Here is a 25,208-nt window from a genome sequence, read left to right as displayed (position 1 = left end):
ATGAGTCAGGAAAAGTTATATGGAAACACACCTTGTTTTATGGGAGGAAAAAAAGTAAAACTAAGTGATGGCAGCGCAAATGACAGAGATGTACTGATTTATGGAGTGCCATGGGAAGGATCAGTGACCTGGGGGGATTATACCGGCTGTGAACTGGGGCCAAAGGTTATCCGCTTAAACTCTGCCCGTTATTCCGGTTATTTACCAGAACTTAACCATATGGATGTGCTCAGTCACTATAAGATTGGCGATCTTGGTGATGTGGATGTCGTTCCAGCAGATACAATTGAAACAATGAACCGGATTCAAAATTTTGCCGGAGATGTGTGGAAAACAGGGAAATTCCCTGTTGCATTCGGTGGAGATCACGGCATTACCTATCCAATCGTAAAAGCATTGAGTGAGGAAGTAGAAGGGAAAGTGGGGATCATTCATCTTGATGCCCATTATGATAATTACAAGGAATATGAGGGTGATTTATATGCGAGAAGCACCCCGTTCCACCGGATTTATGAAAGTGAGCATGTGCGGAACGAGAGTATTGTTCACATGGGAATTCATGGTCCGCGTAATGCTCCGGAAACAGGAAAATATGCTAATGAAGTTGGAGCAACTACAATTTCTGTAAGGGATATTCGAAAATCAGCCAATGATCTTACAGAGCTTGCACGTCATGCTTATTCTATTGCCAGCGAGGGAACGGAAGCAGTTTACTTAAGTATTTGCAGCGATGTACTGGATTTTGCGTTTAACCCTGGTGGACCTGTAGATGGAAATGGATTGACTTCCTATGAACTGCTTGAACTTATACTTGAGTTTTCACAGCTTGGCATCCGCGGTATGGATTATGTGGAGGTTTATCCGCAGCAGGATACCAATGATAATTCATCCCACTTTGTAACTTATGCTGTGCTATACGCACTGGCCGGGAATATTTTAAGAGAAAATAAAAAATAAAACGAGTTCCATTATACGACCGCTGCCCCTGTTGGGCGGCGGTTTTGTATGTACATAAATTCATCCCGGATTTACTGCAGATACTTTTACCTATTTTGAATTCAGAATATCCTTCTAATGACACTTGTTCAAAAAATTTGTGAATGTTACAGTTGATTTACAGATATGTAAAGGGGGGAACAGATTGACCAAGGAAATGATGGAAGATCTGTTGCATGCTATTACACTATTACTGGAAGATTTGAAAGACGTACAGATAAAAAGCCATCAAATTGATGAACTGTATACACTACTGGAAAATAAAGCAAATAATGTAGAACTTGATATAAATGGTTTAGAACAAAATGTTAAAAACCTGGATAATCAGTTAGCAATATTGATGGAATGCCATCAGGAAAAAGGAACGAATAATTTAATCGTACAGAGTATTATGAACTAAAGCGTGCACAAGCAGGCTTATTTTTTTTGCTCTAAAATATATTATCAATTGTGTTCATGTCAAAGGAATTAACTAAATATTTCTGCTTTTCCCTATTAACTTCATAAGTACAGAATCCAACCGATAAACAAGATAGGTACATACAACCAAAGGGGAACTTGATTGTTTTAGTCTCCTGTACGTATTTCATAAATATAAAAACAGAGGTGCGCAAATTGAAGAAACGAATCACATTGAAAAGTATAAAAACTAAAATTGTTTTCGGATTTTCTATCGTATTGCTTTTGCTTATTCTTTTATCAGCTATAAATATTGTTGGTATTAATCAAACAAATAAGCAAGTAGAAGAAATGATGGAGGAGCAACTTGAATTATTAAGTGCAGACCAGAATATAGCAAAGAATATGATTGAACGAACCTCTCTTTTACGAGGCTATTTATTATTTGGAGATTCCCTGATGAAAGAACAATTTGATAATGGAGTAGATAAAGCAATAGAACTTGAAAATCGTGTACTCGAGTTAAATGATTCTGAAGAAGTACAGGCAATCATTGAGAAGAAAGTAGAATGGGGGCATTTTACTGATGATGTGATAGAAGCATACGAAAGCGGGAATGAAGACAGAGCAATGGAAGTTATGTCATTATTTGTAAGACCCCTCACTGAAGAGATCACAGCAGATTTCAATGAATTAGCTGATAAACGTGAAAATATAATTAATGATATGGGACAGCAAATTGTTTCAAATGGAGAAAACAATGTGATTTTCGGAATAATTATTACAGTACTTGCATTAATTTTAGGTATTGCAGCAACTTCTATTACCTCAAGGAGCATTACCAAGCCGATTATCAAGGTAATGCAGCGAATGAAATTAATAGCCAGTGGTGATATGAGCAGTGAACCGCTTCAGACAAAATCATCGGATGAGATAAGTCAATTGATTTACGCTACTAATGAAATGTCCAATAACACAAGAAATTTATTAAATCAGATCCATACAGTATCAGAAACGGTCACCAGCCACAGTGAAGAACTGACACAATCTGCAAATGAGGTAAAGGCTGGCTCACAGCAGGTTGCAAGTACAATGCAGGAGCTTTCAAGCGGTGCAGAATCTCAGGCTAATAATGCGAGTAACTTAGCATCTATTATTGGAAGTTTTTCGGAAAGAGTTCAGTCAACAAATGAAAATGGGGAACAAATTCATCAATCATCTGAGGAAGTATTGCATATGACTAACAGGGGAAGTCATTTAATGACAGCATCCTCTGAACAAATGAATAAGATTGATCAGATTGTTGAGGAAGCAGTTAATAAAGTTCAAGGAATGGAACAGCAAACTAAAAACATCTCACAGTTAGTGTTGGTTATCCAGGAAATAGCAGATCAAACCAATCTGCTGGCTTTGAATGCTGCCATCGAAGCTGCACGAGCTGGAGAGCATGGCAGAGGATTCTCCGTGGTTGCTGACGAAGTAAGGAAACTCGCCGAACAGGTTTCTGTTTCAGTCACAGATATAACGGGTATTGTTGATAATATCCAAAGTGAATCGAGCAATATAACGGAATCCCTGAAAAATGGCTACAAGGAAGTAGTAGAAGGCACGAATCAGATAAAGACTACGAGTGAAACTTTTGATGGTATTAAACAAGCAATGGAGAAAATGAATGAACGTATCAAGGTAATATCTGAGAATCTGGAAGAAATAGCAGCAGGCAGCCAGGAAATGAGTGGCTCAATCGAGGATATCGCATCCATTTCGGAAGAAGCCGCTGCAGGTGTGGAAGAAACATCAGCATCTTCTGAACAAACAACAAGTTCTATGGAAGAAGTTGCAGCAAGCTCAGAACAGCTTGCAGGATTGGCAGAAGAATTAAATGGACTAATTAGACAGTTTAAACTGTAAAATTATAGTGAACTAGGATAAAAGCTCTGGCTTATAAATCATTTAACGAATGGAATATATTACTATGAACCCTATTTGTCTATGAAACAAAAAAAGCTTTGACTTTCTGCTAACCTTTGCTGTATACTAAGAAATCGTTATTAGAAAACTTAGCTTATCGCCAAGCTTTAATAGCGAAAGCTTTAGTTGCACTTATACTGATTTCCTTGTAAAATTATACTTTCATATCAGTATAAAAATAAATGTGTTAATTATGAGGTGAAGAAAGTGAAGAAATTATTCTCAACGAAGATGGGGTTCTTCGCGATCGCTGTATTTCTATTTTGGATAAAAACATATGTTATATATAAAACCGAATTTAACCTTGGTGTTAGTGGAGCATTGCAGGAATTTCTATTATTCTTTAATCCTCTCAGCTCCGGGTTGATATTTTTGGGAATCGCACTATTTGCAAGGGGAAGAAAAGCAGGTATATGGATTATTGCGATTGATATTATTTTAAGCTTTATCCTATATGCGAATGTTGTATTTTATCGTTTTAATACAGACTTTATTACGATTGCAACTATGATGCAGACAGATAATTTCGGAAGTCTTGGTGGCAGCATTGCTGATTTGACTATCATGAGTGATCTGTTCTATACACTTGATATTATCTTTTTAATTGTACTGTTTATTAAGATGAAGTCTAACTGGTCACTGGAACGTTTGCAGTTCCGTAAGCCATTAACGATTTTGGCTGCTGGTGTCCTTGCATTTGCAATTAATTTAGGGCTGGCAGAAGCGGATCGTCCACAGCTGCTTGAACGTACATTTGACCGCAATTATCTGGTGAAATATCTTGGTGCATTTAATTTTATGATTTATGATGGCATTCAAAGTGCAAAAACATCAACACAGCGTGTATTAGCTGACAGCAGTGATATTACAGAAGTGGAGAACTATACAAAATCCAAATATGCAGAACCGAATCCGGAGCTTTTTGGTAAAGGTGAAGGGAAAAATATTATTAAGATACATTTGGAGTCCTTTCAGTCATTTCTAATAGATTACGAGCTTCATGGCGAAGAAGTAACACCATTTCTTAATTCATTGGTAAATGATGAAAGTAAGAATTTCACGTATTTTGATAACTTTTTCCATCAAACAGAGCAAGGAAAAACAGCTGACGCTGAATTGATTATGGATACGTCCCTATATGGCTTGCCACAGGGATCGGCCTTTTCAACGAAAGGTGATAACACGTATCAGGCACTGCCGGCTATTTTGGACCAGCAGCAGGGTTATACCAGCGGGGTATTCCATGGTGATGGAAAATCATTCTGGAACCGTGATGAGGTTTATAAACATCTTGGTATAAACGAGTTTTATCACGAGGATTTTTATGATATGAGTGAGGAAAATGTCATTAACTATGGCTTAAAGGATAAGCCATTCTTTGAGGAGTCAATTCCTTTACTGAAAGAAATGGAACAGCCATTTTATGCTCACATGATGACATTGACACACCATCATCCATATTTAATAGATGAAGAGGATGCTAGTATAGCACCGGCTGAGACGGGTGATGGTTCTGTAGACCGTTATTTCCAGACAGCACGTTATTTGGATGAGTCTCTCGAACAATTCTTTACTGACCTGAAAGAAGCTGGACTATACGAAGATTCCATTATCATGATTTATGGGGACCATTATGGTATCTCTGAAAATCATAATCGTGCCATGGCGGAAATTACTGGTGAAGAAATTACTCCGCTGAAAAATGCAGAATTGCAGCGTGTGCCATTTATGATTCGTGTTCCAGGTGTAGAGGGACAGGGTACAAATCATGAATACAGTGGTATGGTGGATGTTATGCCGACATTATTGCATCTGATGGGAATTGATGCAAAAGACTATATTCTTTTTGGTACTGACATGTTTTCTGAAGATCACAAGGAATTTGTTCCGTTCCGCAGTGGGGATTTTATGACAGAAAAGTACAGTTCCATTAATGGGACTTTCTATGATAATGAAACAAAAGAGGCAATCAAAGAACCAACTCAGGAAATGCTCGATATGAAAGAAACAGTTATGCGAGAACTGGAGCTTTCAGATGAAGTATTGTACGGTGACCTGCTTCGTTTCTATACACCGAATGAGGAATGGGAACCTGTTGATGAAAGTGATTATTTCTATATGAAAGAAGAAGAAAAAGGCAAGGAAGAATAAGTAAGAATATAAACAGAAAAACTGCACCCAATTGTAGAAGTTACAGCAATTGGCGGTGCAGTTTTTTTGTATGTACGAGAGTAGGTTAAAAGGCTCAACAAATTATTGCGTTTAAAACCAAATGAAAACAAATGTTCTGTTTTTATGGTAATATTTACTGGATTTATGATATACTATGCGTAGATAATGTTCTTTTAGGGATTGGTCGGCTAGCCCTGCTGTGGATATGAGGGGGTGATGCCTTTTGGACATTTATGAGATCTTTATGGTGCTGTTTGCATTTGGAACATTTCTGATTGCACTGCTGACACTCGTAACACGAATGATCAATAAAAAATAGACCTCCCTATTAACCCTGAAAAGTTGAAAAGGAAAGGTCTATTCTCTGGATAGCCGAACCCCTGGGGGAACCGCTTATCGGATGACCACAGTTGCCGCTGTGGTCTTTTTAGTATATGCATCATTCTGCCTACAGTATACCATAAATCAGCAGGAAGGTCATAACTATCTCAAAAATCATTTCATAGCTGCAGATGATTAGGTATCTCTCAACAAGCTAAGGCTTTTTCTCAGCATGAGCAGAGTATGCACAATCAAATTTCTTAATCGAGTTGCTTTCATCTATGTTATATTTAAATCTAGTGATTTGAAAGGTGGTACACAAGTGGAACTTCAACAACCAAGCGATCGATCCAATCAAATCTATCGCTTTTTACTAATTGCAGGAATTATAGTTGTGGCATTTAATTTGCGTCCCTCTATTACATCAGTTGGTCCGCTTATTGGAATAATTCGGGACGATCTCGGTTTATCCAATTGGAGTGCCGGTATCCTAACAAGCCTGCCACTTATTGCATTTGCTATTATGTCGCCAATTGTTCCAAGACTTGCTAACAGATTTACAAATGAACGAATCATGCTTCTTGGATTAATTTTTCTTTTATTTGGCATTACTGTCCGTTCCGTTTCCTTTATAATATTTCTGTTTCTTGGAACATTGTTTGTCGGACTGGGTATCGCTATTTGTAATGTGCTATTACCTGGAGTGATAAAAGAAAAGTTTCCTGCAAAGGTTGCGCTGATGACAAGTATTTATTCAACCTCCATGGGGATTTTTGCTTCTGCTGCTTCAGGTTTGAGCATACCAATTGCTAAGGGGCTAGGGCTCGGCTGGCAGCTGGCATTAGTTGTTTGGGCAATCCCTGCAATAATTGGAATCTTTATCTTGATCTATATAGTTAAAAAGGATAAAAAGGATAAATCAGTTAAAATTAACTACATTCGTTCAAATGATAATCGCATTTGGAAGTCTCCGCTTGCCTGGCAAGTGGCTGGCTTTATGGGACTGCAATCCTTTTTGTTTTATGTAACTATTTCATGGCTGCCAGAAATTCTGCATAATTATGGTGTAAGTATAGCTACTGCGGGTTGGATGCTATCATTCATGCAGATTATTGGATTGCCAGTAAGTTTTATCATTCCAATTATCGCTGAAAAATTCAAATCCCAGCGTGGCATTGTACTCGTATTGGGTTTGTTTGCTATATTCGGGTATGGTGGACTCCTTTTTGGAAATTCGTACATCGTTATGGTAATTTGTACGATTTTAATCGGCATCACCTTAAGTGGATGTTTTGCTTTAGCATTGACTTTTTTAGGAATGCGGGCAAGAAGTGCAAGACAGGCAGCAGAATTATCTGGAATGGCGCAATCATTAGGATATGTATTGGCTGCAGCTGGACCAATGTTTATTGGTTATTTATACGACATTACACATACATGGACTGTACCGCTTATCACTCTAATTATTGTGGTTCTTCTGGTAATGTCGTTTGGTATGGGGGCAGGGCGGAACAAGTATGTGTTTGATTAATTTCCCCTAGAATATCTATCGAATTTAACAGCTCTTCCCCCTTTACTCGATGTTTGCCAATAAGCTATGCTATCATTCTAGTAACAGGGAATTTCCCGGAGGTGATGATGTTGGGCATTACTGCAATTGCAGTTGGAGACTCCGCAATCAAGGTCAATTTTGCCGGAAAAGTCTCTTACGAATTAAATGCTGCCATTCAGATGTATAGCAAAAAACTTGAAGAAGCTTCCATACCTGGAGTTGTTGAATGGGTACCTGCATTTAATTCTGTAACCGTTTATTATCAGCCGAAGCAGGTAAGCTTTCACATCTTGATAAAAAAGCTGTATGATTTGCATGAAGTGCCGATTTCCAGTGAAAAAATAAAAAGCCGTATTATTCAGGTTCCGGTATTATACGGTGGAGAGTATGCTCCTGATCTGCAGCGTGTAGCAGAGCACAGCCAACTGGAAATAAATGAAGTAATCGATATTCATCAAAATCAGGAGTATCTCATTTATATGATCGGGTTTTTACCGGGTTTTCCCTATCTGGCTGGATTGGATAAAAGAATAGCGACTCCAAGGCTGGAAGAACCTCGTGGAAAAATTTATGCTGGAGCCGTAGGAATCGCTAATGAACAGACTGGAATTTATCCGGTCGAATCACCGGGTGGCTGGAATATAATCGGGAAAACACCGCTCCGACTGTTTGATCGAACTGAATTTCTTTTTCAGACAGGAGATTACGTGAAGTTTCATCGTGTAAATAAGGATAAGTTTTTGGAATTAGAATCTCAAATTAAAAATAATAGATTTAAAGTCTCTATAGTAGAGAGGTGATCTGAAGTGAGAAAACAAATCGACTTGAACTGTGATATGGGTGAAAGCTTCGGAGCCTACACGTTTGGTTCAGATGAACGATTACTTGAGCATATCAGTTCAGCAAATATCGCATGTGGATTCCATGCGGGGGACCCAAATGTTATGGATAGGACAATCCGGTTGGCTAAAAAATATAATGTTGCGATAGGAGCACATCCCGGTTTTCCTGATATTGCAGGTTTTGGCAGGCGAATGATCGAATTTTCACCAGAAGAAATCTATCGGATTGTACTCTACCAGATTGGATCATTACAAGCCTTTTGCAAGGTTCATCAAGTTCAAATGCTACATGTAAAAGCACATGGTGCATTATATAATCAGGCAGTATATCAGCGGGCAACAGCTGAAGCAATCGTCCGGGCAGTTTATGATTTGAATCCTTCATTAATTTTATACGGGCTGGCAGGAAGTGAACTACTAAAAGCCGGAAGAGAAGCAGGATTAACGGTTGCTTCAGAAGTGTTTGCTGATCGTACCTATCAGCCTGATGGAAGCCTGACTCCGAGACATGATAAAAATTCATTAATTCAGGATGTGGATCAGGCAGTCGCACAGGTTAAGCGTATGCTTCGTTCTGGAAATGTTCAGGCAGTGAATGGGGAGCTTGTTGAAATAGAAGCTGATACAGTATGTGTTCATGGGGACGGTCCACATGCAGTCGGCTTTGTAGAGAACTTACGTAAATCATTGACTGAACAGGGAATTAAAGTGACCCAGTTAGTAGAATAGCTGGTAACTTTCATAGAAAGTGAGTTTGCACGTTTACTGAACAATATCAACAAATAAGGTGGTAGCTATGGAAAGTAAGCAAATTTTTGATGTTATCAAACCAGGCGCACTGACAACCTTACAGGATATGGGGCGTGAGGGTTTGCAGCGCTTCGGTGTTCCTGTCTCGGGAGCTATGGACAAATTTGCATTTCAAATAGCAAATATCCTTGCAGGTAATGCACTAAATACTGCTTGCCTTGAGGTTACCTTAATTGGTCCAAAACTGCAGGCAATGGCATCTGTAACCATTGCTATAACAGGGGCGGATCTTGAGCCAAAAATCAACGGTGCTGTGAAACCGATGTGGTCAACAATTCGTATAAATAAGGGAGATGTTCTTGAATTCGGCAAACATCAATCTGGTGTCCGTTCATATATCGCGGTTGCAGGCGGCTTTGAAGGAAGAACTTATTTTGGAAGTAAATCAACAGATGTAAAAAGTGGTTTTGGGACTCCACTGGAAAGCGGGACAGTAATAAGTGGTTATCCATCAAAAGAAAAAAAGGGGATTGGTTTAAAAAAACAATATATCCCGATTTATAAAAAATCCGTAAAGGTTGCTGTGGTGGAAGGTCCGCATATAGACAGTTTTACAAATGAAGAAAGAAAAAGATTTTTCAATTCGACCTATACAGTTGATGCGAATTCCAATCGGATGGGGTACCGGTTAAAATCGAAAAAAATCACACCTGTAAATGCTGATATCTGGTCAGATGCTGTCCCCTTGGGAGGAATACAAATTCCCGGGAATGGTCAGCCGATTATCTTAATGGCGGACAGGCAAACGACAGGCGGCTATCCCCGAATAGGAACGGTTATTTCTGCTGATCTTTCAAAAGTGGCTCAGCTTGTTCCAAAGGGGGAAATCCGATTCTATCCTGTATCTGTGGAAGAAGCACAAAAACGGCTGGTGGAAATGGAAAACTTTTTATCTGTCTTAGAAATATTTCGGAAGTATTTTTAAAGTTAGAGGGTGCTGCTATTGAAAAAATTATTGCTTACAGGATTTGAACCATTTCTCGAATTTGCTATTAATCCAACAACAGTAATTGTTGAAGGGTTAGCTGGAGAAGAAATCAATGGTTACCAGATTGCTGGAGAAATCCTATCTGTGGATTTTAGTAAATCAGGAAATCAGATAATCAGGCTAATTGAAAAACATGAACCCGATGCTATAATTTCCCTGGGATTAGCAGCAGGGAGAAATAGTGTAACACCTGAAAGGATCGCAATTAACTGCAATGATGGACCAGTCGATAATCGGGGATATAAGCCAGATGGAGAGAAAATAGCTGAAGATGGTCAGGACGGCTATTTTTCCACCCTGCCAATTAATAAAATGATCAAAAGTATGAGAGCCGGAAATCTTCCAGCAAAAATTTCAAATACTGCAGGTGCTTATCTCTGCAACAATGTGATGTATCATGCATTGCATTATCTAAACAAGAATAATTTAAACATACAAGCCGGTTTCATTCATCTGCCTGCATCACATGAATTGGCTGTGGAGAAAAGTATGCCAAGCTGGGCAGATATTGATTTATTGAGAGCTGTGAAAATTGCGATTTCATCTTTGTAAAGTAGATGGTTGCTTGAAATTGGGGGAGGAGATTGAACATGGATACAGACGTGCCAGCGAAAAGATGGCATAAAGTCATTAACCTTTTATCACTGGTGCTAATCATTGGTTCGATAGTATATGCTGCGATTTCGTATGGCAATCTGCCTGAAAAAATCCCAACCCATTTTAATCTAAAAGGCGAAGCAGATGACTGGGGTAATAAAGGTACAATATTTTTAATGCCATTGATCATTCTGCCTAGCTACATGGTAATGTATTTTCTCAGTAAATCACCGGACTCGTTAAATCTGAATGTAAAAGTAACAAAAGAAAATGCTCCGCGTGTTTATGCGGCAGCCCGTTCTTTAATGATATTACTCAACTTTGAAATTGTAGTTATAACAGCGTATATAACCTGGGGAATGGTACAAGCGGGAAAAGGAAAGAACACATTGGGTATTGGGGTATGGGATCTCCCCCTGATGATTGGAATCGTTCTGGGAACGGTTGTGTATTTTATGTGGAAAATGAAACGGTTAAAATAAATATGCTTATCCATTGCTGCCCCCTTATAAATATATTAAAATGGCTTAGATATGTGGAACAGATCAAGATTGTGAGATGATGGGCAATGCCAAAGCAAATTTGGCTATTGGTAATAGCAACTACAATTAATGTAACTGGAGGCTCTTTTTTATGGCCTCTAAACACAATATACATGCACAATGAACTCGGTAAAAGTTTGGCTTTTGCGGGGTTTATTTTGATGTTTAATCAAGGAGCTGGCATCGTTGGGAATTTACTTGGCGGCGGACTGTTTGACAGATACAGTGCCTATAAGATAATTCTCATTGGAACAGGAATAGCATTGAGTTCAGCCATCGGTTTATCCTTTCTTCATGAAAGTATAACAGCATATTCCATTCTTCTTGTGTTTATCGGATTCGGCTCTGGAATCACATGGCCTGTAATGTTTGCAATGGCAGGATCATTGTGGCCAGAGGGTGGGAGAAGGGCATTTAATGCTGTTTACGTTGCACAGAATCTTGGAGTCGCACTAGGGGCAACGATTGGTGGATATGTTGCAAGTATATCGTTTGATTTAATTTTTATTGCTAATGCATCATTATTTGCAGTTTTCTTTAGTATTGTCCTTTTTACATTCAAACCTATGGATAAAGACAAAGACCGGCAAATGCATACATCGGTGCTCCAGCAAAGCGGTAAGGTTAAAAGCAAGTCTGCATTAATTGCTTTATTAATTTTATGCAGCGGCTTTTTACTAACCTGGATTGCATATAGCCAGTGGCAGTCAACAATTGCCTCCTATACACAGGACATTGGAATCCCTTTGGAACTATACAGTGCACTTTGGGCAATAAATGGTTTCCTTATCGTTCTTGGGCAACCTCTGTTAAAATGGATGACAGACCGTGTTACTTCTGAAAAAATGCATATATACATTGGCACCGTTATTCTCATTATTTCTTTTCTGATAGCAATGTTTGCTGAGGATTTCACAATGTTTGCTGTGGCAATGACAATTTTAACGGCAGGTGAAATGCTTGTCTGGCCAGCTATTCCCTCTTTGGCAAATAAATTAGCTCCGCCTGGGAGAGCAGGGTTTTATCAAGGTGTTGTTAACAGCGTTGGTGCTGCCGGGCGGATGGTCGGACCGTTATTTGGCGGTTTAATTGTTGATTTATATAATATTGAGCTATTATTTTTCATTATCTTTGCATTGCTTGTCATCCCCTTTATTACGACAAAGCTTTATGATCGTAATGTAAAAGCCAAAAAACAAACTGCATAATAGTGGAGGAATCAAATATGACAGAGAACAAATCAGATATTAAATTAATTGCATTGGATATGGATGGGACATTGCTTAATAATGAGCACAATGTTTCGGAATACACAAAAGAAATTATTGCAGAGGCTTTGGCAAAGAATATTCATGTTGTTCTAAGCACTGGCCGCTGGCTTGATTCCTGCTATCCATATGCTGAAGCCTTGAAGCTGACTTCCTATCTAGTTACGAGCAATGGCGGTGAAATATGGACTGTTGATAAAAAGCTATTGGGTCAGCATCTGCTGGAAGCAGAAAAAATGGAGAGAATGTGGAATCTTGGCAAAGAGGCTGGGGCAAATATGTGGATGGTAAGTACAAATGAGATTTTTCGAGATTCCAAACCGGATAATTTCTATGATCATAAGTGGCTGAAAATTGGCTTCGCAACGTTTGATAAGAAAAGGCTTGATGAGTTAATTAAAGAACTGTCCTATTTAAAAGGCTTGGAACTGACAAATTCCCAGCCAACGAACATAGAAGTGAATCCAGAGGGTGTCAATAAAGCAAAAGCATTGACATTTGTCTGTAAAGAAATCGGGATAACCATGGATGAGGTAATGGCTGTTGGTGACAGCCTGAATGACATAAAAATGATCCAGGAAGCAGGAATGGGAGTGGCAATGGGAAATGCTCAGGAAGCCATCAAAAAGGCTGCTGATTTTATAACCGATACGAATAATAATGATGGTGTTGCAAAAGCAATTAAACGTTTTGCATTATAATTAGATAAGCAGCAGGGCATGTATAACTACCATTAAATCGGGCAATCCTTATTATATCTGTTTCGATTTTCTGCAGTCCTTTCTTTGTTGTACAGAAAGGAGTATAATAGGAACTGTGCAAATGAAAGGGGATGCTATCATGTCATTTTCTCGGAAACCAAAAGAGCCTGTTCCAGAGGTGGAAACAAATGTGTGGTCGTGTACAAGTGATGATTGCCAGGGCTGGATGAGAGAGTCATACAGTTTTGATAAGGAACCTGAATGCCCGCTTTGTCATTCAACGATGGAGCTTGAAGTACGTGTGCTGCCAGAAATGAAGAATTAAGCATAGTACCTCTTATTAAAACTTGAAGCTATTTTGAACTGTTATTATTAATAATATATTAATCTCACCATGACGCTTGGTAACCCGGCGTCTTTTACTTTAGAAAAATAGCTTCAGACTAACAAAGGCGCAAGCGCCCGTTTAGCGACGTACGGACTGGACTGAGCCGCAGGAGATAAAGGAAACACGGCGACCGTAGGGAGCCGATGTTGACTTATCGTACGGAGGTGAGGGAAGTCCGCTAGTCGCTGGGCGCTGGAGCCGGACGTGGCTGATTCGGTTGTTTATTTATCCACAAGTCAAGAATTTTATAATTTCCTGGTGTAATTAAAAAAGCTCTGATTCATAAGGAATCAGAGCTTCTTTGTGTCCAGATAATAGTAAAATTCAATCATAATTCAAATAGAAAGTTTTTGTTTCACCTTTTACAGTAAACTAATTGTTGGAATAATTCTGAGTCTTTTGCTATAATCTATAATAGAGTATCAGCCAGACTTTATCAAACAATTTGGAAACGCTTACAATAAAAAAGGAGGAATTAAATGAGGTACGAAAATCCAAACACAGAAGGATCACTTGTAAATTTCAAAGAAAGGTATGATAACTTTATTGGTGGAGAGTATCGGGCGCCTGCAAATGGAAAGTACTTTGAAAATACCAGCCCCGTAACGGGGAAAGTTTTTTGTGAAATTGCCAGATCTAATAAAGAAGACGTAAACGCGGCAGTTGAAGCTGCTATGGCTGCAAAGGATGCATGGGGAAAGACATCTGTTGCGGAAAGAGCAAATATATTAAATAAAATTTCAGATAGAATTGAAGAAAATCTGGAAATGCTAGCAGTTGCTGAAACTTGGGATAACGGAAAGGCAGTCCGGGAAACATTGGCAGCAGATTTACCGCTTGCTGTGGATCATTATCGTTATTTTGCAGGTGTAATCCGGGCACAGGAAGGCGGTATCAGTCAGATCGATAATGACACTGTTGCCTATCATTTTCATGAGCCATTGGGTGTTGTTGGACAAATTATTCCATGGAATTTCCCACTATTAATGGCTACATGGAAGCTTGCTCCAGCACTAGCTGCAGGAAACTGTGTGGTATTAAAGCCTGCAGAACAAACGCCTGCATCGATTCATGTGCTGATGGAGCTTATTCAGGATCTCCTGCCTCCAGGTGTTGTAAATATTGTAAACGGATTTGGTGTAGAGGCCGGAAAACCGCTTGCATCCCACAGCGGAATTTCAAAAGTAGCATTTACCGGGGAAACAACTACAGGAAGATTAATTATGCAATATGCATCTGAAAATATAATTCCAATCACACTGGAGCTTGGAGGAAAATCACCAAATATTTTCTTTGAGGATGTAATGGATCAAGATGATGGATTTTTAGATAAAGCAATTGAAGGCCTGGTTATGTTTGCCTTAAATCAGGGTGAGGTTTGTACTTGTCCTTCTCGTGCGATTGTTCATGAATCAATTTATGATCAATTTATGGAAAGGGTCCTAAAGCGTGTAAATGAGATCAAAATTGGACATCCACTTGATACGGAAACAATGATGGGTGCACAGGCCTCTCAAGAACAAATGGAGAAAATATCATCTTATTTGGATATCGGTAAACAGGAAGGTGCCGAGCTTCTCACTGGCGGAAACCTTAACAAGCTTGAGGGAGAACTGGAAAGCGGCTATTACGTTGAACCAACCATTTTTAAAGGCAATAACAAAATGCGTATTTTCCAGGAAGAAATCTTTGGACCGGTTCTTTCTGTGACAACATTCAAGGATAATGAAGAAGCGATGGAGATTGCGAATGATACACTGTACGGATTAGGTGCAGGAGTCTGGTCACGTAATATCAATACTGCCTACCGCTTCGGCAGGGGTATTCAGGCTGGCCGTGTATGGACGAATTGCTATCACCAATATCCGGCTCATGCTGCATTTGGTGGTTATAAGAAATCTGGAATTGGCAGAGAAAATCATTTAATGATGCTTGGTCATTATCAGCAGACCAAGAACCTGCTAGTCAGTTATAGTGAAGGACCTGCAGGATTATTCTAAACAGAATAGAGGATAAAGTGGCTGTGAAATTAGCCTCTTTTCTGCATATTATAGTATAAGAACTCATTAGAAAGGGTGGTGAAAATGGTTGATCGTGTTACAGCAACAGAGGAAGCATTATCTCTAATTGAAACACTGAAAGAAATACACGGAGATCTAATGTTTCATCAATCAGGCGGCTGCTGTGATGGAAGTTCGCCAATGTGCTATCCAAGAGGGGAATTACGTGTTGGTGATTCTGACCTGTTACTGGGCGAAATTGGCAATACACCTTTCTATATCTCTAAGGATCAATATGAATATTGGAAGCATACACAGCTTATTATCGATGCCGTAGACGGACGTGGCGGAATGTTCTCACTTGAAGGACCTGAAGGAAAACGGTTCTTATCAAGATCACGTGTATTTACAGAAACAGAACGGGCTGAATTAGCCGCCACTTAATAGCTTACTATAATCGTCAAATCCTTAATTAAGAGGTTTGGCGATTATTTTTTTGGTGAAAATAAAAGAAATTAATTCATGTTCGAGTAAAATAAATGAATGAATCACCTTGTACAGTCAATATACATAAATTAATAAAGAACAAATCAACATAAAAAGGATGTGTTTCCTTGTCCAAAAAAAAGTATTATTATGTTACAGGCAACACCGCGGAGGGACTTGTGAACTTTTTGCCCTCGAACGTGGAAAGCTTTAATCAGATCATTATTCTAAAACATCCGTCGCATCAGCTGAAAACAAATATTATAAAAAATATTATAAAAAACTATGAGCAGTATGAACTTGAAATTCTGCTTAGCACATTGGGTTATGGCTATATCGAAGGCGTTATTATTCGGGAAATTTCGGTAGCTGTCATTATGGATCGTATTGCTACCCCTGATCTGTCAGGTGCAATTGAGCTTGATTTAGGATTGTTTTTACAGAAGGCGCCAACTGAACCTGCAGAGCTTACAGATGTAAAGAAGAACTTTGATAAGTACACGCAGCTGGCCTATGATAATTTTGAAACGGGACTAAAAATTCATGATGACCTTGAAGGTATTTATATTAAAGAAATGGACTTCAACAAAGCGGATATACTTACGGAAGAATTTATTGAAAAATTGTTTTACAATGTGAAAAAAAAGGATAGCGAATCGCAAGTCTGCCGGCGGCTTTTTGGAACAAACACAAAAGACGGTCCTGTTAATGAAGTACCACATGTGATTGAAAATATTTCGGAAGTTTACCATGTGAAAGGGCGTGCTGGCACGGGTAAATCAACTTTTATGAAGAAGGTGATTAATGCCTGTAAGGCGTATGGATTGGATATGGAAATATATCATTGCAGCTTTGACCCAAACAGTATTGATATGGTGCTTGTACGCGAACTTAGTTTCTGTATGTTTGACAGTACAGATCCACATGAGTTTTTCCCTGAACGAGAAGGAGAGGTTATTATTGACCTCTATGAAGAAACAGTGACACCTGGAACAGATGAAAAGTTTGCTAAAGAGATACATGAGGTAAATACTAATTATAAATCTTATATGAAAAAAGCCATTCAGGATTTAAAACAGGCAGATCATTATTTGGAAAAAATGGAGGAAATGTATAAGTCCAGCAAGAATGAAATAGATTTAATTACTGTATTTATTGCAGATCAAATTGTTGATTAAAAACGAAAAGGGCAAATTTCTGTCCTTTTCACTTGTATTTTTTATAAATCTGTTGTAAAATGAATAAACTGAAAATTTAGAGAAAAAGGCGGGAGGTGGAATGGATGTTAACTGTAAAAATGCTCAAACCATATTATATTAAAGCTGATGCAAAGTATATCCGAGTTATTCTGGCATACCAGTACTTTTCAATTTTGCTCAATGAAAAAGTGTACCAGTTTATCCCTGTAGAAGCAAAAGAAATACGTATAAACAGGAAAACATACAGTGTAGAAAATATTGATGCTAAGTTTGCCTTCCAAAAAGGAAAAGAAATCGTATATGTGACCATGGCTGAATTAATTTCCCTTCCCGATTTTTTAAATCAGCTGCATGCTATTATTGAGCCTTATTATGAGCAAAAAAAAGTTGAACAGGAAGAAAATGAATCCAAAATTACAACAGCTGTAATTGAGGATATGGAAAAAGAAAATATTAGGCGAATGATTGATCAGGCGTTAGACAATCGTGACAAAGACGCCTTTTATAAATTAGTTAAATTACTGTAAAAAAAGCGATAGCTGTTTGAGGCTATCGCTTTTTTTGTGGTCATAAATATGCATTGCTTTTTCCTCTTTTTAACGGCAAATGGTTATGATAGGATGACTTGTGCGATTTTCAAGGTATAAACCCTTACTTTCAGAAAACATTATATAAGAAGGATAAATGACTTGTTTTGGGCCGACTGCACTATGGGTAAATAATAGACATATCGTAACGATCAAAATTAAGAGGAGAAAGGATGTTTAAGATGGCAAAGAAAGAATCAGATACTGGTTTCAAGCCATATGTTCCTGCAACAGAAAAACGGCCAGAGTTTACGATAACTGCAATGATTATTGGGGCGATTCTGGCAATCGTATTTGGCGCTGCTAACGCGTATTTAGGGTTGATTGTAGGGATGACTGTTTCTGCTTCGATTCCTGCAGCAGTTATTTCCATGGCTATACTACGGATTATAATGAAGCGGACGTCTATTCTGGAAAATAACATCGTTCAAACGATCACATCTACAGGTGAATCACTTGCTGCTGGAATTATATTTACACTGCCTGCATTATTTATTTGGCAAATGCAGCCAAGCTTAACGACGATTGCTATCATTGCATTAGCCGGAGGAATCCTTGGTGTCGTTCTTATGATTCCACTGCGAAGAGCACTTATTGTGAAAGAACATGGAACATTGCCATACCCGGAAGGAACTGCATGTGCGGAAGTTTTAGTTGCCGGTGAAAAAGGCGGCAAAGGTGCTAAGCTTATCTTTGGTGGCCTGGGTATTGGTGCCGCTTTTAAATTTTTAACAGATGCGGTGAAGGCATTTCCATCATCAGTTGAATGGGAAATTTATAAGTTTAAAAATGCTGCTATTGGAATGGATATACTGCCCGCCCTATTAGGTGTTGGTTTTATAATTGGTCCACGGATTGCGGCATATATGTTTGCAGGCGCAGTACTTGGCTGGCTGGGAATTATACCATTAATCAGTTTTATTGGTGATTTTGCCAATACAGCAATTTATCCTGCAGAGGTTCCTATCAGCGAAATGAATTATCATGATATCTGGGGGAATTACCTGCGCTATATTGGGGCAGGTGCTGTAGCATTTGGCGGAATCATGGGGCTTGTAAAATCACTCCCAACGATTTTCTCGTCTTTTACAGGTGCAGTCAAAGGGTTTTCAGATGTTGGAAATAGCGATGAACTACGGACAGATAAAGACATCCCAATGTTTCTTATCATTATTCTGACAATAGCCTTTATCGGGATATTAATGTTTTTCCCACATATTGAAATCGGATTTATCGGGGCAATTTTGCTGTTGATTTTTGGGTTCTTTTTTGTCACGGTTTCATCTAGAATCGTCGGCATTGTCGGAAGTTCATCAAACCCGGTTTCAGGTATGACAATAGCCGCACTGATTTTCATTTCGATTGTTTTGTCTGCGGTTGGACAAACAGGTGAAGCGGGAATGGTTACTGCAATTATAATTGGGGCAGTTGTTTGTATTGCAGCGGCAATTGCTGGGGACACATCACAGGATTTAAAAACCGGGTATATTGTTGGATCAACCCCGAAGTGGCAGCAAATTGCCCAGTTATATGGTGTTTTGATTACAAGTATTGTCATTGGCTTTATTTTAATCCTGCTTGATAATGCATATGGTTTTGGTTCAGCCGAATTACCTGCACCTCAGGCTGTTCTGATGTCGATGGTTGTTGAGGGGATCATGCACGGTGACCTTCCGTGGACACTTATCTTTATCGGTGCTGCAATAGCAGCAATGGTAGAGCTGTTTGGCATAGGTTCACTGCCGTTCGCGGTTGGATTATATCTGCCAATCCACTTATCATCACCAATCATGGTTGGTGGAATTATCAGATGGATTACTACACGCCGTTCTAAAAATGAGGACGAACTTAAAGAGAAAAATGAACGGGGTATATTGCTTGCATCAGGTTATATTGCCGGTGAGGCATTGATGGGTGTTATTGTTGCACTCGCAGTTACCGCAGGTGTCGTACTCCCAGCAGAAACATTCTTTGGTCCAATTGTTTCTATTATTGCAATTGCAGCAGTTGCATGGTATTTATACTATACAGCGAATAAGCGTTTAGCAAAATAATAATATAAGAAACAAAAATATCCCCTGCACGAAGCAGGGGATATTTTTGTTATTTAAGTTCTTTAAAGATGTCAGTAACTTTTTCAACAGTATAACCACTTCCACCACGGTCTTCTGTATGTTCCACCATCATGGCAATCAGTATATTCTGATCATCAGTTGGATATCCAACAAACCAGCCGTTTTCCTTGCCTGATTTATCTTCGCTTGTCAGTTTCAATTCGGCTGTACCGGTTTTACCGGAAATAGGGAACTCAGCTTCATTGGCTTGCTCTGCAGTTCCGTTAGTAACTACTTCTCTTAAAATTCCTTTCAGCATTTCAGCCTGATCTGAAGAAAGTAAATTTTCCTTCCAGACCTGTCCTGTATCCTCGCTCACAAGAAAGGTTGGTTTAAGCATGTTTCCCTTATTCAGGAGAGGTGTGTAGGTTAATGCTAAGTGAAGTGCACTCATTTCAACTTCGCCCTGCCCATAACTGGAGTTTGCCAGTAAAACTTCATCATTGATTTCCCCGGTTGAGGACACTGTTGATGGAGTGATAGGATACTCATATGGTAATTCCTCTCCAAAACCAAACTCCTGCAAACCTGAAATAAATGCTTCACTTCCCATTTCAATTCCCTTCATGGCAAAGTAGATGTTATCTGAGCGGACTAATGCATCTTTTAGGTCAACAGGCCCGGTGGATTCGGAAACCCGGCGAACTTCATAATCCCCCCAGCCTTCTCCATTACTCCACGTCAATCCATTTATTTCGATTTCTTCTTCAGGAGTAATCGAACCATTTTGTAAGCCAATTGCTACAGTTACAGGTTTAATAACTGATCCTGGTGCGAAGGTAGCAGAAAAACGATTCAGAATTGGATTTTGCTCATCATTTTGCAGTTCTTCCCATAAATTTGGCTTGGTTCCATATAAAATTTCATTTGGGTCAAATGCGGGACTGCTAACGAGTGCCAGTGTTTCACCTGATTTTGGATCGATTGCTGCAGCAGTACCTGCATCTCCCTCTAAGGAATTGTATATTTCTTCCTGTATATTAACATCAATAGTCAGAGAAATATTTTCCCCGTCTTTAACGGGAGTTTCTGCTAGAAGGGTATCATCCTCTCCTTCTTTTTCAATAATAATCTTCAAGCCTTTTTCACCTTTGAGTTGTTCTTCGTATAATTGTTCTAGTCCACGTTTTCCAATAACATCATTTGCACCATATTGTCCGGGTTCCTTATCTTCCAGTTCTTCCGCCGTGATTTGCCCAACATAACCAACTAAATGAGCGGCAGCCTTGCCTTCCGGATAGATGCGTCCAGTGGCATTATCAATCATTACTCCATCAATTTGTAAAAGCTGGTCAACAACAGCCTCGTCATATATTTCTTTGATTGGGACTAATAAGTTTGGTTCAACCCAGCCTGCGTTTAATGCCTGATCGATTGATTCAACCGAAATACCAAGTAGATCAGCTATTTGTTCTTTATTTTGCTCAGGATCAGCACCAAGACTCTCTGGTACAATGCCGACATCAAAAATTGGACCATTCATCGCCAATGGCATTTTGTTCCGGTCGAGTATTTCTCCACGGGTAGGTTCTGTTGTATCAAATCTGATTTCGCCGCCATCTTTAATCTGGGGGAAAATAAATCCTGGATTCCATTCGACAAACCAGTTTTTTTCCTCTTCTTCACCTTCCTGGTTTAAGGTTGCCTCATAATCAAATGCTATTGGACCGGCAATACTTTCCATTTCCACATGAAAAGGCAGTGTTGCAGTTCCTTCTTCCATCGCAGCTTCAAGCTCTTCTTCATTTAACTCTTCAAATGTAATGGCAAGTTCTGAAATATTCAGATCCTCATAGATTTTTGCGTAGCGGTCAACAAATTCCTCAGTTGGATAGGTTTCTGCAGATGTTGATGAAATCATTCCATACATTTCGGCAAATTCTTCTTTTTCCCATTGCTTGACATAGCTGTCAAATCGTTCATTGGGAGTCACTTCATCCTCGGAACAGGCAGCTAGAAAAATGAAGAAAATAAGGCTTATAAATAAAATATATCTTTTCATCTGAACCCCTCTCATTCGTATCGGTTTTATTCATAGTATAACACTGATGCTGCACAAAAAATTGTATCTAAAAGATGAAGTTCAAAAAGTCACCAAACTATAAGCGGCGAGTCTCGCAAGAATGCTTGTTTTTTCGTTCTCATGTATTAATTGCTAAGGATCTTCTACTAAGACACCAACGTCATTGAAAAAGGGAATCACTTTTTCTGTGTGCGATGATTATTCGGGGAAGCTTTGCCTAGTCCTCAAAACCTCGCCGCCTCGACCTTCTTGCGAAACACAGGACGTGGCGTTTTGTCGACCTTCTAATTCGGCACCTTTTTGAACATGCATTAAAGATAAAAAGTCACACTGTAAGAAATTCTACAGGTGACTTTTAATTTCCTATCGTGCTTCCATATGTTCAGTAATCTCGGTTGTTATTCGATTAAATTCGGAATCTGGTACAACATAATACCATACACCATTAATTGTTTGTCCGCTTCCGCTTATTTCCAATGTTTTTGTATTTCCAATTGTACCACGGTAGTCACTGAATAATGTCTGCATTCTGTCCATATTCAGATCCGTCTTGACATTGCCGCCTAAAATATTTAAAATGTCCCCCACTTTTGTAATACTTGAGAAGCTGGCACCTTCCTTAACAGCTGCCTGTACTACATTACGCTGACGCTCATTTCTGCCAAGGTCCCCACGAGGGTCATTTTTCCGCATACGGATATATTTTAATGCCTGGTCTCCATTTAAATGAATTTGTCCTTCTGAGAAGGTTTCCCCGCCCTGGGAAAATGCCTGATCATTTGTAACGGTAACTCCGCCAATTGCGTCAATCCCTTGTTTAAACCCTTCCATGTTTACTCTGGCATAGAAATGTACGGGTAAATCGAAGGCATCTTCAACTGTCTGTACCGATAATTCCACATCACCAAATGCATAGGCATGATTGATTTTATCCATTCCGCGTCCAGGTATGTTCACATAGGTATCTCTCGGGATGCTCAGCATAGCCATTGAGTCCGTATTCGGGTTTAAAGACATAAGAATCATGGTATCGGAACGGCCTTTATCACCACTTCGCTCATCTACACCAAGCAAAAGGATATTCAGGGATTTCTTATCCTCAAAAATACTTTTCAATTCTTTTTGCCGTTCTGGATCATCATCCCTTGCCAATGGATTATGCATGGTTTCAACTGTATCCCCAACTTTATCCCATACATAGTAGGCAAAACCACCCACAACTAATAAGATGACTAGAAATATTCCACCGACCCAGTATGGCCATTTACGCTTTTTCTTAGTTTTTCTTTTATCAATTCTAGAATCCACTCGTATTCTCCTCTGTATAAAGCAGTTGGACAGAAGGAAATACCTAACTGCTTAAAAATATCGAATCATGGCTAAATTATATCGAATCTTCGGGATTTCGTCCATGTAAATATTGTTAAATCTTACATTTCAAAATTGCGATAAAAATGTTACGGTCTGACGCGCTGCTGATAAATGGAAATGGACTTTAGCATTAGTTACTTATGGAATCGACACATATTTAATTTTTTTATAAAGGAAAGCAACAAAACTAGTTGGAATCTGACAAAACAAGCTAAACAAAATACCTAGACAGTATAGTATAATAGTCTTAAATCTTAATAACCTCAGTAAAAGGCAAACTTATTGAAAAATAAGGACGCAAAGTCACAGGTCTAACGCTTTTGGCTAAGATGGCTGGATTGTCTGGAAAAGATAATGGGGGTCGGGGAATATGGGAAATACAATTCAAGAGACGGCACTTGATTTTGAATGGGTAGAACTGATGAAAGAAGCCAAAGCTTTAGGTCTGACTATTGAGGAGATCCGTCTGTTCCTAACAGAGACAGAGGATGCAGTATAGTGCAAAAATTAATTTGTACTATATATAGAACTGCTCACCTATTATATGATATAATTCCCTATGAAAGCAGGTGAGTCGACTTTGATCGGTGAAAAAATCAAAAACTTACGACAAGATAAAAAGATGTCTCTTTCCGAATTAGCCGAAAGGGCAGGTGTGGCAAAATCCTACTTAAGCTCGATTGAAAGAAACCTTCAAACTAATCCATCGATTCAGTTTATCGAGAAGATCAGCAAGGTATTAAATGTTTCTGTAAATGACTTAATTCAGGATGATAATTCGGAACAAATAAATAATTTAGATAATGAATGGTTGAAAATTGTTCAAGAAGCGATGAATTCAGGTGTTACAAAAGAGCAATTCAAGGAATATCTGGAATTTAATAAATGGAGAAATAAACAGGATTAATTGAGCCGCAGAGCAATATGCCCTGCGGCTTTTAGAGAGAACTCAATATATAATTAATTAAATATATGAACCAATGGTGACCACATGCGAAAATATTTATATTGGCTGATGCCATTAATCTGGATGGGTGTTATTTTTTATTCTTCCCACCAGCCTTATGAAAAACAAAATATCAAACCTTTACTATCAAATATGATTGATCTGTCTTTTTTGGAACCATTTCTAAGCTGGATATCTTTTACATATCATAATTCACCAGTAAGTGTGGAAACACATGGAGTAGAGGGGTTTATTGAATTTTTTATTCGTAAAGGGGCCCATATTGGGGTCTTCTTTATTTTATGTTTACTGTTTTATGCTGCTTTAAGGAAATCAGCTGCTGTAACATTTTGGACAACTCTGTTCATTTCCTTTTTTCTCACAGTTGCATATGCTATTTTAGATGAAATTCATCAAGGCTTCACACCAAATCGTACACCATATATTGGAGATGTCTTTTTAGATAGCTTTGGTGGAATTTTGGCTGTTGCCTGTTTATTAGTTTTACATTGGTGGAAAAGAAAAAAAACAAATGCGCCAAAAAAATAACAATATAGTCGAATTTATTATAAAAAAGTAATCTTTTTTATGATAATCTATGTTTAACGACATATTTCGACACTGAATCTCTTTTTTATATGGTACATTACTATAGAACCAAAAAAGATAAAACTTTTAAAGGCGGGAATTAAATGCGTGAGCAGGAAAAATATAAACATATGATGAAAAAAGTGATTGATCAAACGGAAAATCATAAAATCCAATCTTCGGAAGAACTGATTAAGCTGTTAATCAATGAATTAACAAATGGAACTGATATCAAAGGAAACATACAAACTCTTGCAAAATAACTAATTTATAACTACATTCGAAAGTGAAATGTAGTTGTTTTATTTTTGTTTGGTAATGCTAAAAGCAAGCAATGGAAAAAGGAG

The 25,208-nt window shown here is 38.6% G+C and carries 25 protein-coding genes and 1 riboswitch; of the genes, 23 read left to right on the top strand and 2 right to left on the bottom strand.

Annotated elements, in window-relative coordinates; all coding sequences use genetic code 11:
- The 19 genes from CIL03_RS11150 (at position 1) to CIL03_RS11065 (ending at position 19,873) form a co-directional block, all read left to right on the top strand.
- Positions 1-957, top strand: a complete 957-nt coding sequence (locus CIL03_RS11150; protein ID WP_094885924.1) for an agmatinase family protein — start codon at positions 1-3, stop codon at positions 955-957.
- Positions 958-1,141: 184 nt separating this feature from the next.
- Positions 1,142-1,396, top strand: a complete 255-nt coding sequence (locus tag CIL03_RS11145; protein WP_094885923.1) for a hypothetical protein — start codon at positions 1,142-1,144, stop codon at positions 1,394-1,396.
- A 215-nt stretch (positions 1,397-1,611) separates the two neighbouring features.
- Positions 1,612-3,306 carry a methyl-accepting chemotaxis protein gene (locus CIL03_RS11140; RefSeq protein ID WP_094885922.1) on the top strand — a complete coding sequence of 565 codons (1,695 nt, stop codon included), beginning with the start codon at positions 1,612-1,614 and terminating at the stop codon, positions 3,304-3,306.
- A gap of 267 nt (positions 3,307-3,573) precedes the next feature.
- Positions 3,574-5,517, top strand: coding sequence for a lipoteichoic acid synthase (gene ltaS / locus CIL03_RS11135; RefSeq protein ID WP_094885921.1), 1,944 nt, complete (start codon positions 3,574-3,576; stop codon positions 5,515-5,517).
- A gap of 244 nt (positions 5,518-5,761) precedes the next feature.
- Positions 5,762-5,857: a putative holin-like toxin gene (locus CIL03_RS19615; protein WP_108721249.1), complete on the top strand. Its 96-nt coding sequence runs from the start codon at positions 5,762-5,764 to the stop codon at positions 5,855-5,857.
- Positions 5,858-6,181: 324 nt separating this feature from the next.
- Entirely contained in the window at positions 6,182-7,390 is a 1,209-nt protein-coding gene (locus tag CIL03_RS11130) for a CynX/NimT family MFS transporter (RefSeq protein WP_240508052.1), read from the top strand.
- A 110-nt stretch (positions 7,391-7,500) separates the two neighbouring features.
- On the top strand, positions 7,501-8,211 hold the full coding sequence (gene pxpB / locus CIL03_RS11125) for a 5-oxoprolinase subunit PxpB (RefSeq protein WP_165767939.1): 711 nt from the start codon (positions 7,501-7,503) through the stop codon (positions 8,209-8,211).
- Positions 8,212-8,217: 6 nt separating this feature from the next.
- On the top strand, positions 8,218-8,982 hold the full coding sequence (locus tag CIL03_RS11120; protein WP_094885918.1) for a LamB/YcsF family protein: 765 nt from the start codon (positions 8,218-8,220) through the stop codon (positions 8,980-8,982).
- A gap of 67 nt (positions 8,983-9,049) precedes the next feature.
- Positions 9,050-9,988 (top strand): 5-oxoprolinase subunit C family protein, encoded by a 939-nt coding sequence (locus tag CIL03_RS11115; protein ID WP_094885917.1) that lies wholly within the window; start codon positions 9,050-9,052, stop codon positions 9,986-9,988.
- Positions 9,989-10,006: 18 nt separating this feature from the next.
- On the top strand, positions 10,007-10,603 hold the full coding sequence (locus CIL03_RS11110) for a pyroglutamyl-peptidase I (RefSeq protein ID WP_094885916.1): 597 nt from the start codon (positions 10,007-10,009) through the stop codon (positions 10,601-10,603).
- A 38-nt stretch (positions 10,604-10,641) separates the two neighbouring features.
- A complete protein-coding gene (locus CIL03_RS11105; RefSeq protein WP_094885915.1) occupies positions 10,642-11,130 on the top strand; it encodes a DUF1648 domain-containing protein in 489 nt (162 codons plus the stop codon).
- An 86-nt stretch (positions 11,131-11,216) separates the two neighbouring features.
- On the top strand, positions 11,217-12,398 hold the full coding sequence (locus CIL03_RS11100; RefSeq protein ID WP_094885914.1) for an MDR family MFS transporter: 1,182 nt from the start codon (positions 11,217-11,219) through the stop codon (positions 12,396-12,398).
- A gap of 17 nt (positions 12,399-12,415) precedes the next feature.
- On the top strand, positions 12,416-13,159 hold the full coding sequence (locus tag CIL03_RS11095) for a Cof-type HAD-IIB family hydrolase (RefSeq protein ID WP_094885913.1): 744 nt from the start codon (positions 12,416-12,418) through the stop codon (positions 13,157-13,159).
- Positions 13,160-13,298: 139 nt separating this feature from the next.
- A complete protein-coding gene (locus CIL03_RS11090) occupies positions 13,299-13,484 on the top strand; it encodes a cold-shock protein (RefSeq protein ID WP_094885912.1) in 186 nt (61 codons plus the stop codon).
- 542 nt (positions 13,485-14,026) lie between these two features.
- Positions 14,027-15,547, top strand: a complete 1,521-nt coding sequence (adh, locus tag CIL03_RS11085; protein ID WP_094885911.1) for an aldehyde dehydrogenase — start codon at positions 14,027-14,029, stop codon at positions 15,545-15,547.
- Between the two features lie 84 nt (positions 15,548-15,631).
- Positions 15,632-15,991 (top strand): DUF779 domain-containing protein, encoded by a 360-nt coding sequence (locus CIL03_RS11080; RefSeq protein ID WP_094885910.1) that lies wholly within the window; start codon positions 15,632-15,634, stop codon positions 15,989-15,991.
- A gap of 170 nt (positions 15,992-16,161) precedes the next feature.
- Positions 16,162-17,211, top strand: a complete 1,050-nt coding sequence (locus tag CIL03_RS11075; RefSeq protein WP_094885909.1) for a hypothetical protein — start codon at positions 16,162-16,164, stop codon at positions 17,209-17,211.
- A 104-nt stretch (positions 17,212-17,315) separates the two neighbouring features.
- Positions 17,316-17,759, top strand: a complete 444-nt coding sequence (locus CIL03_RS11070) for an IDEAL domain-containing protein (RefSeq protein WP_094885908.1) — start codon at positions 17,316-17,318, stop codon at positions 17,757-17,759.
- A gap of 242 nt (positions 17,760-18,001) precedes the next feature.
- Positions 18,002-19,873, top strand: a complete 1,872-nt coding sequence (locus CIL03_RS11065) for an OPT family oligopeptide transporter (protein ID WP_094885957.1) — start codon at positions 18,002-18,004, stop codon at positions 19,871-19,873.
- Positions 19,874-19,922: 49 nt separating this feature from the next.
- Here the strand turns inward: CIL03_RS11065 and CIL03_RS11060 are convergent, their stop codons facing one another.
- Together CIL03_RS11060 and CIL03_RS11055 are read right to left on the bottom strand one after the other, a co-directional pair.
- On the bottom strand, positions 19,923-21,935 hold the full coding sequence (locus CIL03_RS11060; RefSeq protein ID WP_094885907.1) for a penicillin-binding transpeptidase domain-containing protein: 2,013 nt from the start codon (positions 21,933-21,935) through the stop codon (positions 19,923-19,925).
- 384 nt (positions 21,936-22,319) lie between these two features.
- Positions 22,320-23,264: an LCP family glycopolymer transferase gene (locus tag CIL03_RS11055; protein WP_094885906.1), complete on the bottom strand. Its 945-nt coding sequence runs from the start codon at positions 23,262-23,264 to the stop codon at positions 22,320-22,322.
- Positions 23,265-23,589: 325 nt separating this feature from the next.
- Positions 23,590-23,673, top strand: a riboswitch (cyclic di-GMP riboswitch).
- 24 nt (positions 23,674-23,697) lie between these two features.
- Between CIL03_RS11055 and CIL03_RS11050 the strand changes: the two genes are divergently transcribed.
- From CIL03_RS11050 to CIL03_RS19845, 4 genes are all read left to right on the top strand, one after another.
- Positions 23,698-23,826, top strand: a complete 129-nt coding sequence (locus CIL03_RS11050) for an anti-repressor SinI family protein (protein ID WP_094885905.1) — start codon at positions 23,698-23,700, stop codon at positions 23,824-23,826.
- A gap of 81 nt (positions 23,827-23,907) precedes the next feature.
- The gene (locus CIL03_RS11045) at positions 23,908-24,234 is read left to right on the top strand and encodes a helix-turn-helix domain-containing protein (RefSeq protein ID WP_094885904.1); all 327 of its coding nucleotides are present in this window, start codon (positions 23,908-23,910) and stop codon (positions 24,232-24,234) included.
- Between the two features lie 84 nt (positions 24,235-24,318).
- On the top strand, positions 24,319-24,822 hold the full coding sequence (locus tag CIL03_RS11040) for a VanZ family protein (RefSeq protein ID WP_094885903.1): 504 nt from the start codon (positions 24,319-24,321) through the stop codon (positions 24,820-24,822).
- A gap of 143 nt (positions 24,823-24,965) precedes the next feature.
- Positions 24,966-25,124 (top strand): hypothetical protein, encoded by a 159-nt coding sequence (locus CIL03_RS19845; RefSeq protein WP_165767938.1) that lies wholly within the window; start codon positions 24,966-24,968, stop codon positions 25,122-25,124.
- Positions 25,125-25,208 lie beyond the last annotated feature (84 nt).

It is taken from the genome of Virgibacillus indicus, from assembly GCF_002266285.1.
GTDB lineage: Bacteria > Bacillota > Bacilli > Bacillales > Amphibacillaceae > Virgibacillus_K > Virgibacillus_K indicus.
Note: the sequence above shows the minus strand (reverse complement) of the source record. Positions and strands in the feature narration are given on the sequence as shown.